We start from the raw sequence: 9,659 nt of genomic DNA on the forward strand, positions 1-9,659 counted from the left end.
GTTTCAATCCACTCCCGTCAATTACGACGGGAGAAACCCTGCGGCAAGCGCCATCCCGGCCGCGCCGAGTAAAGTTTCAATCCACTCCCGTCAATTACGACGGGAGAAACCCGGCGCGGCGGCGGGTTCGTCGTCCTGGCTTTGGACGTTTCAATCCACTCCCGTCAATTACGACGGGAGAAACGGTACTTGGGCGCAAGTCAACGTCATGCGGTTCGTGTTTCAATCCACTCCCGTCAATTACGACGGGAGAAACGCCATGCCATCCACCGACTTCTGCGCCTCGGGGCCGTTTCAATCCACTCCCGTCAATTACGACGGGAGAAACCAATGCCGAAATGCTCGCCGCGACGGTCGCGGAGTTTCAATCCACTCCCGTCAATTACGACGGGAGAAACCGTCGCAGTAATCGCGGCAATCGCGTTCTTCATCGGGTTTCAATCCACTCCCGTCAATTACGACGGGAGAAACCGTGTCGCCGGTGTGCGTGGCCAGATAGACCTTGTAGTTTCAATCCACTCCCGTCAATTACGACGGGAGAAACGGATGTAGGGCATGCCGCGATAGCGCGCGAGGTTGCCGTTTCAATCCACTCCCGTCAATTACGACGGGAGAAACCGCCCGTCAGCACCGGCAGGCCGGCCGCGTTGACCAGGTTTCAATCCACTCCCGTCAATTACGACGGGAGAAACTACGGCCTCGACGATTTCGTGCCGGTCAAGGACGTGCTGTTTCAATCCACTCCCGTCAATTACGACGGGAGAAACCGGCGTGCTGTCGCCGTAAATGCGCGCGCGATGGCCGTTTCAATCCACTCCCGTCAATTACGACGGGAGAAACCACCCAGAACCCGCCACCCAGCGCCGTGCCGTTGTTTCAATCCACTCCCGTCAATTACGACGGGAGAAACAGCGGGCGGAGAAAACGGCATGCGGTTTCGGATGTTTCAATCCACTCCCGTCAATTACGACGGGAGAAACGATGCTGATCGGCCCCAGCATCGGCTCCACGCTCAGGTTTCAATCCACTCCCGTCAATTACGACGGGAGAAACTATGGTCTGGCTCGGCAGCGGAAACGCCCGGCAGCGTTTCAATCCACTCCCGTCAATTACGACGGGAGAAACGCCGCCGACCGCATCACAGCGCGCAGCCGTCATCGCCGTTTCAATCCACTCCCGTCAATTACGACGGGAGAAACCTGCGCAGCGCCGACGGAGCGGCGGTGGTCGAGCTGTTTCAATCCACTCCCGTCAATTACGACGGGAGAAACGCCCTGGCGCGCCGTCGGGCTCGCCACGACCTCGAGGTTTCAATCCACTCCCGTCAATTACGACGGGAGAAACCCCGGCCGGGGCGCACTCAGGGCGACGGGAGAGCCAGGTTTCAATCCACTCCCGTCAATTACGACGGGAGAAACGATGCCGTCAGCGTAGCCGAGCGTTTCGGGGTAGACGTTTCAATCCACTCCCGTCAATTACGACGGGAGAAACTGGTCGAGGAACAGGCCGTCGTGCAGCAGCCCCGCGTAGTTTCAATCCACTCCCGTCAATTACGACGGGAGAAACGGCCGAAGCTGGCCGATTGCGAAAGCGCGCTGGAGTTTCAATCCACTCCCGTCAATTACGACGGGAGAAACCGGCCACTGTCGTAGGCATCGAGCTTTCGGCAGGTTTCAATCCACTCCCGTCAATTACGACGGGAGAAACGCAGTCGTCCCCTCGTACCAGCCCTCCTGCGCCGTGTTTCAATCCACTCCCGTCAATTACGACGGGAGAAACCGGGCATCAACCCTGTCGTGCAAACGCATGCAAAGGTTTCAATCCACTCCCGTCAATTACGACGGGAGAAACCAACGAGCCTTCCTTTTCGTCGTCGAGCCAGCGGTTTCAATCCACTCCCGTCAATTACGACGGGAGAAACGCAATTTGCAGGGCGCGACCGCTACCGACAAGACGTTTCAATCCACTCCCGTCAATTACGACGGGAGAAACCGCACCCTTTCCATCATCCAGTCCTGAGGCCTCATGTTTCAATCCACTCCCGTCAATTACGACGGGAGAAACGTTGCTGAAAATGCATGGCCGCCCGACGCGATGTCGTTTCAATCCACTCCCGTCAATTACGACGGGAGAAACGTCGGGCACGTATCAGGCGGACGGCCGCATCAACAAGTTTCAATCCACTCCCGTCAATTACGACGGGAGAAACCGATGGCAGTCGCGACGGCCGCCGCGATCACGTCGGGTTTCAATCCACTCCCGTCAATTACGACGGGAGAAACCAGGCAGTGCGAGCTGTTCGACGACGTGGAGGAGTTTCAATCCACTCCCGTCAATTACGACGGGAGAAACGAGCCACCGCCGTCGCGGCAATCTGCACCTCAATCTGTTTCAATCCACTCCCGTCAATTACGACGGGAGAAACGTCTTGGACGTTGCTCATGCTGCACCTCCAAAGCGGTTTCAATCCACTCCCGTCAATTACGACGGGAGAAACGAAACGGATCGCATCATCGCCAGCATGCGAGTGCGCGTTTCAATCCACTCCCGTCAATTACGACGGGAGAAACTCTAGCTGCGGGACGACTTCGAGGGATGCCTTCATGTTTCAATCCACTCCCGTCAATTACGACGGGAGAAACAGCCGCGTGGCGGAACTTGCGGCCAAGGCCAAGGAGTTTCAATCCACTCCCGTCAATTACGACGGGAGAAACGCAGCGACTGGTCGAGCCGTTCCAGCTCGCCGATCAGGTTTCAATCCACTCCCGTCAATTACGACGGGAGAAACTCTTCAAACCCAACCACATGATTTTCCAGACAAAAAAGCTGGCGTTCCGCGAACCTGCCGCAGAATCCGCAAGCCTCACCCTCGCACTACACTTATCCACAAGCAGAATCCAATAAATTCAATGACTTGGCGCTTGCGCGAACCTCACGGCAAAACGCTGTTCACTTCAGGTTCGCGCAGCTCAAATATATCCAATTCAATATCGAATCGAAAATGAAAATTGCCTCGGCATTTCACACCACCCACCCAACCCCAAACGCAATCGCCAAATACCGCAGCAATTTCCCCGCCGCAATCCACCCCGTCGCTTCCCAGGCATTCACGCGCAACCAACCGGCCACGATCACCAACAGATCGCCGACCCACGGCACCCAGGCAAAGAACAGCGTCTTCGCCCCGCGCGCCTCAAACCAGCGCACATGCCGATCAAGCGCGGCCGGATGCGGCGCGCGCCGGCCCACGCGGCCAAGCCAGTAGGTCGTGAGGCTGCCCAGCGTGTTGAACAGCGTCGCCACCGCGATCGCCTGCCAGAACTCGTGCGGCCGCGCGGCGATCACCGCCACCAGCACCGCCTCGCTGGCGAGCGGCACCAGGCTGGCGGCGATGAAGGCGGCGAGCGCGAGCGCCGTCAGCCCCTGCTGCGGCAGCGCCAGCCAGTCGAGCAGGCCGCGCAGCAGAAGGTCGAAATCGAAGTCGGGCATGGCGCGTCTTGCGGAGGGGAAGGGGCGCGCAGTGTAGGGCGGGCCGGCGGCGGCGGTGCCAGCACGGGACCGGGGCGGCGCCGGTGCGGTTTGTCGCAATTCCGGCCATTTCGCGCTGCGCCGCAACATGACCGAATTGGCCAGGATGTGCAGGCCCGGTCGCGTCACTAGAAACGAGTCCGGCCGCCGGGCCGGGCCTGTCGCCCGCGCCGGCGCGCAGCGGCACCGGCTGGCGGCGCCGCCTCGATCCACCTTTGCGGAGCGCACGCATGACGACCTCGACCAACGATCCGGCCAACACCGCGCCGAGTTTTGCACCGCCGCGTTCGGCCATCGGGCGGGCGCAGCTGGATGCGACGCTGATCGACTATGCCCAGGAGCTGCTGCCGCAGGCCGATGGCGGTCTGCTGCTGCTCGGCCTGGACGACGCCGGCGACGGCAGTCGCAGCCGCGTGCTGCTGCGCCTGGACGCCAGCGGCCGGCTCGACGGCGGCTTCAGCGGCGACGGCCGCCTGACCCTCGACCTGCCCGGCACCGAACTGGACGCGGCAATCCTCGGCAGCGGCGCCGGCGGCACGCTGGCGCTCGTGCGCAGCGCCAGCGGCGGCGGCGAGGTGCGCAGCCTGATCCGCCTGAGCGCCGCCGGCACGCTCGATCCGGGCTTTGGCGCCGCCGGCACCGGCAGCGTCGATCTGACCGCGCTCGGCGTGACCGGCAACGTCTGCCAGCTGGCCGACGGCAGGATCGTCGCGGCCGGCTATCGCTACGACAACGGCAACCCGGTCGAACTCCAGCTGTTGCGGCTCGATGCCGACGGCCATGTCGATACCGGCTTTGGCAGCGGCGGTCGGGTCACGCTCGGCGCGGCCGACGCCGGCTTTGTCGCCGATGCCAGCCTGCTGGCGCTGGCCGACGGCGGACTGCTGCTGGCGCAGCTGACGCCAGTGGCGGGCGGCGTGACCGTCCGCCTCCAGCAGCTCGATGCCGCCGGCGCGCCGCTTGCGGGCCTGGGCGGCGGCCCGACCACGGTGGATTTCGGCGGCATCGGCTCGGTCGGCGCTGGCGCCGTGCAGGCCGACGGCAAGCTGCTGCTGGCCGGCGCCTACTACGACGCCGCCACCGGCGCGAGCGCCTTCGTGCTCGCGCGGCTGAATGCCGACGGCAGCCTCGACTCCGGCTTTGGCAGCGGCGGCAAGCGCGTCCTCGACGTGCTGGAAAACCTCGACGAGCGGCAGCCCGGCATCGCGCTCCAGGCCGACGGCAAGATCCTGCTGGCCGGCTATGGCGACGGCGGCCAAGCTGCCGCCAACTCCGTCGTGCTGCGCCTGAATGCCGATGGCTCGCTCGACAGCAGCTTTGGCGATGGCGGCCAGGTGAGCTTCGACTGGAGCTGGGGCGACAACTGCGCCGCCGATGTCGCGGTGCTGGCCGACGGCCGCATCGTCGTCGCGGCGTCCGGCACCTACATGGATCCCGGCGCTTTCGTGCTGCGCCTGAATGCCGACGGCAGCCTCGACAGCCAGTTTGGCGATCTGGCCGCCGGCGCCAGCGAGCCGCTGTCGTCGCTTGGCGGCAGCCTCGGCTACACCCTGGGCTCGGGCGCGGTGGCGCTCGATACCGACGTGCGGGTGTACGACGCCGAGCTGGCCGCCGCCGACAGTTATGCCGGCGCCCGGCTCACGCTGGCGCGCCACGGCGGCGCCTCGACGCAGGATCACTTCTCGGCGCTCGGCCAGCTGGCGTTCAGCGGCGGCAGCGCGCTGCTGGCCGGCGTGGCCGTGGCCAGCGTCAGCAACGTCGGCGGCGTGCTGACGCTGGTGTTCAACGCCGATGCCAGTCAGGCCCGGGTCGATGCGGTGCTGTCGAGCCTCGGCTATGCCAACAGTGCCGAGCGGCCGCCGGCCAGCATCGATATCGACTGGCGCTTCAGCGACGGCAGCGGTGCCGGCGCGCTCGGCGCGACCGGCAGCACCCACATCGACTTTGTCGCCCGCCCGGGCAGCATCCTCACCGGCAGCGCCGGCGCCGACCGGCTGACCGGCGACGCCGGCGCGAACGACATCTACGGCCTGGACGGCAACGACCTGCTGCGCGGTGGCGCCGGCAACGACTCGCTGGACGGTGGCGCGGGCAACGACACGCTCGACGGCGGCAGCGGCCGCGACACGCTGATCGGCGGCAGCGGCAACGACAGCTATGTGGTCGACAACAGCAACGACACGATCCGCGAAACCGGCAGCGCCGCCGGCGAGATCGACAGCGTGCAGGCGTCGGTGAGCTGGACGCTCGGCGCCAATCTGGAGCAGCTCACGCTCGGCGGCAGCGCCGGCCTGCGCGGCAGCGGCAATGCGCTGGCCAATCTCATCGCCGGCAATGCCGGCGCCAATCTGCTCGATGGCGGCAGCGGCAACGACACGCTGCGCGGCGGCGCCGGCGACGACACGCTGATCGGCGGCAACGGCCGCGATGTGCTGACCGGCGGCGCCGGGCTCGACGCCTTCCGCTTCACCCTGCGCGGCAGCGCCGCCACCAATGCCGACAGCCTCACCGACTTCAACTCGGCCGACGACAGCCTCCAGTTCGACCATGCGGCGTTCGGCGCGCTCGGTGCGGTCGGCCCGGTGAATGCGGCGGCCTTCGTCATCGGCAACCATGCGCTCGATGGCGGCGACCGGCTGATCTACAACCCGGCCACCGGCAGCCTGTACTACGACGCCGACGGAACCGGCAGCGCCAGCGGCGCGCTGCTGGTCGCCACGCTGGGCGCCGGCACCGTGCTGACCGCCGCCGACCTGTTCATCGTCTGAGCCGCCCAACCCCGGCGGCTATACTCGCCACCCCTTTTCAGCAGCCCGGCGCGACCCCACGCCGGCGCGTCCGGCGGCCCGATCCGGTGCCGCCACATCGCCCGCCCGAGGTCGTCGCGCAAGCCACCATGCCCCGCGACTATCTGCGCAAGATCCTCACCGCCCGCGTCTACGACGTGGCCATCGAATCCCAGCTCGACGCGGCGCCGAGCATTTCGCGCCGCATCGGCAACCGGGTGCTGCTCAAGCGCGAGGATCTCCAGCCGGTGTTCAGCTTCAAGCTGCGCGGCGCCTACAACAAGATGGCCCACTGCACGCCCGAGCAGCTGGAGCGCGGCGTGATCGCCGCCAGCGCCGGCAACCATGCGCAGGGCGTGGCGCTCGGCGCGGCCCGGCTCGGCTGCAAGGCGGTGATCGTGATGCCCACGACCACGCCGCAACTCAAGATCGACGCGGTGCGCGCCCACGGCGGCAGCGCGGTGCAGATCGTGCTGCACGGCACCTCGTACAGCGACGCCGCCCTGCACGCGGCCGAGCTGGAGAAAGCCCACGGCTACACCTTCGTCCACCCGTTCGACGATCCGCTGGTGATTGCCGGCCAGGGCACGGTGGCGATGGAGATTCTTCGCCAGCATCAGGCGCCGATCCATGCGGTGTTCGTCGCCATCGGCGGCGGCGGGCTGATCTCGGGCGTGGCGGCCTACATCAAGCAGGTGCGGCCCGACATCAAGGTGATCGGCGTGCAGACCGTGGACAGCGACGCGATGGTGCGCAGCGTGAAAGCCGGCAAGCGCGTCACGCTCAACGACGTGGGCCTGTTCAGCGACGGCACCGCCGTCAAGCTGGTGGGCAAGGAGACCTTCCGGCTGTGCCGCGAGCTGGTCGACGACTACGTGGTGGTCGATACCGACGAGGTCTGCGCCGCGATCAAGGACGTGTTCATGGACACGCGCAGCGTGACCGAGCCGGCCGGCGCGCTCGCGCTCGCGGGCCTCAAGCGCTACGCCAAGGAACACGCGCTGAAGGACGAGACGCTGGTGGCGATCGCCTGCGGCGCCAACATGAACTTCGACCGGCTGCGCTTCGTGGCCGAGCGCACCGAGGTGGGCGAGGAGCGCGAGGCGCTGTTTGCCGTGTCGATCCCCGAGGAGCGCGGCAGCTTCAAACGCTTCTGCGAGCTGGTCGGCAAGCGCAGCGTCACCGAGTTCAACTACCGCATCGGCGATGCGGCGACGGCGCAGGTGTTTGTCGGCATCGGCACCGCCAGCGCCGGCGACAACGAGAAGATCGCCGCCGGCTTTGCCCAGCACGGCTATGCCACCGTCGATCTGTCGCATGACGAGCTGGCGGCGGGCCACATCCGCCACATGGTCGGCGGCAAGAGCGCGCTGGCGGCGGGCGAGCTGATCTACAGCTTTGTCTTCCCCGAGCGGCCGGGCGCGCTGATGGACTTCCTGACCAGCATGGCGCCGGGCTGGAACATCAGCATGTTTCATTACCGCAACCAGGGCGGCGACACCTCGCGCGTGCTGGTGGGCTTGCAGGTGCCCAAGGGCGAGCGCAAGGCGTTCAAGACCTTCCTCGCCGGGCTCGGCTATCCGTACAAGGACGAGACCGAGAATCCGGCCTATCGGCTGTTTCTGGGCTGAATGCGAAACGGGGCTGCGGCCCCGTTTTTTTGTGGCCGCGCGGGCCGCATTCCCGGTCTTTGCCGGCGCGGCGGCTGGACTAGAGTTGCGCCATCCCGTCCCGCGACAGGCGCCCCGATGTCCGCCCGACTCTGCCTTTGCCTTGCGCTTTCCGGCCTGCTGGTCGCCGGCTGCTCGACCGCGCCCAAGACCGCCGGCAGCGGCCCGCTCAAGCGCGGCGGCGGTGACTACCGGCGCGACGGTCCGAGCGACGCCAGCCTGGCCGAGCTGGCCGCGCTGCCCGATCCGCTGCCGGCAGTCGAGCCGCTGAAGACCGGCACGATGAAGCCCTACACCGTGATGGGCCGCGACTACCGGCCGATGACCCTGCTCCAGCCCTATGACGAGCAGGGCGTGGCGAGCTGGTACGGGCGCCAGTTCCACGGCCTGCCGACCGCCTCGGGCGAGCCCTATGACATGCATGCGCTGTCGGCCGCGCACACCACGCTGCCGATTCCGTCCTGGGCGCGGGTGACCAATCTGCGCAACGGGCGCAGCACCATTCTTCGCATCAACGATCGCGGGCCGTTCAAGGACGACCGCATCCTCGACCTGTCGTATGCGGCGGCGGCCAAGCTGGATGTGGTGCGCACGGGGTCGGCGCCGGTGCGCATCGAGCTGCTGCTGCCGGCCGAGATCGCGCGCATCCGCGAGGAGCGCGGGCGCGAGCCGGCGCCGCTGCTGGCCCAGGCGCCGGCTGCCGCGCCGCCCGCCAGCATCGCCCGCGTGAGCGCCACGCCGCTGCCGACCGCCGCACTGCCGACCGCCGCGCTGCAGACCGCGCCGCTCGACGCCGCCGCCGGCGCGCGCGGCCCCGATGCCGATGTGCCGACCGTGGCGCCGACCGCCGTGCGCAGCGCGCCGCGCGACGGCGCGAGCGTGGCGCCGCTGGCCTCGGCGGTGCCGCCTGTCGCGCCGCCCGCGCGCACCGACTACCCGGCCGACGGCGCCGCCAGCACCTGGCTCCAGCTCGGCGCCTTCAGCTCGCGCGACAACGCCGAGGCGGCGCTGAGCCGGGTCGCGCCCCGGCTCGGCGCGCTCGGCGAGCGCAGCCGCGTGGTGCTGCGCGGCAACCTGTTCCGCGTGCATGTGGGGCCGTTTGCCAGCCGCGAGGAAGCCAGCACGGTGCGCGACCAGCTCGCCTCGACGCTCGGGGAACGGCCGGTCATCGTCGACCAGCCTTGAAGTGGCGGGCCGGGCCGCCGGGCCTCGGCCACCGGCGCGCGGCCAACGGCCGAAGCCGCGCGACCGGCGCCCGGCCGGTCAGCGCGCGGCGAGCGTGGCGCAGCCGTGCCAGCGCTGGGCCGGCCAGTCGCGCGCGGCACGCTCGATGGCGGGCTGGGTCGGCAGCGGCAGATCGCGCACCTCGACGAAGCCGACCGCCGACGCGCTCGGCCGCGCCGTGATCTTGACGCCCTTGATGCCGCGCGCCGTCAGCCGCTCGGCATGGGTGTTGGCGCCCTCGGCTCCGCGAAACGCGCCGAGCGACACCGCGTTGCGCAGCGCCGGCGGGTCTTGCAGCACGTAGAAATCCTCCACGCCGTGGGCGCGCAGATCGGCGGCGGCGCGTTCGAGCGCGGCCTTGTCGGGCTGCGGCGGCAGATGCACCAGCCAGGTCGTGCTCTCGGGCTGGGTGCGGGTGGCCAGCCGCAGCGCCGGCTGGTCGCCGCGCAGG

The 9,659-nt window shown here is 67.5% G+C and carries 4 protein-coding genes, 1 pseudogene and 1 CRISPR repeat array; of the genes and pseudogenes, 3 read left to right on the forward strand and 2 right to left on the reverse strand.

Features of this window, described 5'->3' with window-relative positions:
- Positions 1 to 2,788: direct repeats of the CRISPR family, unit length 37 nt; unit sequence GTTTCAATCCACTCCCGTCAATTACGACGGGAGAAAC.
- Positions 2,789 to 3,021: 233 nt separating this feature from the next.
- Positions 3,022 to 3,489 (reverse strand): YqaA family protein, encoded by a 468-nt coding sequence (locus tag B9P64_RS21445; protein ID WP_085318152.1) that lies wholly within the window; start codon positions 3,487 to 3,489, stop codon positions 3,022 to 3,024.
- 269 nt (positions 3,490 to 3,758) lie between these two features.
- Here B9P64_RS21445 and B9P64_RS21450 point away from each other — a divergent pair, with 269 nt between their 5' ends.
- The 3 genes from B9P64_RS21450 (at position 3,759) to B9P64_RS21460 (ending at position 9,169) form a co-directional block, all read left to right on the forward strand.
- Positions 3,759 to 6,296, forward strand: coding sequence for a methyl-accepting chemotaxis protein (locus B9P64_RS21450; protein WP_085318153.1), 2,538 nt, complete (start codon positions 3,759 to 3,761; stop codon positions 6,294 to 6,296).
- A gap of 86 nt (positions 6,297 to 6,382) precedes the next feature.
- A complete protein-coding gene (gene ilvA, locus B9P64_RS21455; RefSeq protein ID WP_268877158.1) occupies positions 6,383 to 7,945 on the forward strand; it encodes a threonine ammonia-lyase, biosynthetic in 1,563 nt (520 codons plus the stop codon).
- A gap of 117 nt (positions 7,946 to 8,062) precedes the next feature.
- Positions 8,063 to 9,169 carry a septal ring lytic transglycosylase RlpA family protein gene (locus B9P64_RS21460; protein ID WP_176256922.1) on the forward strand — a complete coding sequence of 369 codons (1,107 nt, stop codon included), beginning with the start codon at positions 8,063 to 8,065 and terminating at the stop codon, positions 9,167 to 9,169.
- Positions 9,170 to 9,247: 78 nt separating this feature from the next.
- Here B9P64_RS21460 and B9P64_RS25860 read toward each other — a convergent pair.
- Positions 9,248 to 9,659, reverse strand: a pseudogene (locus tag B9P64_RS25860) (hypothetical protein); the annotation flags it as partial.

Origin of the sequence: Derxia lacustris (genome assembly GCF_002105195.1) — a bacterium.
Lineage (GTDB): Bacteria > Pseudomonadota > Gammaproteobacteria > Burkholderiales > Burkholderiaceae_E > Derxia > Derxia lacustris.

Excerpts from the sequence above, each read along its gene's own strand:
- B9P64_RS21445 (WP_085318152.1), bottom strand. The coding sequence starts at position 3,489 with ATGCCCGACTTCGATTTCGACCTTCTGCTGCGCGGCCTGCTCGACTGG.
- B9P64_RS21450 (WP_085318153.1), top strand. The coding sequence starts at position 3,759 with ATGACGACCTCGACCAACGATCCGGCCAACACCGCGCCGAGTTTTGCA.
- B9P64_RS21460 (WP_176256922.1), top strand. The coding sequence starts at position 8,063 with ATGTCCGCCCGACTCTGCCTTTGCCTTGCGCTTTCCGGCCTGCTGGTC.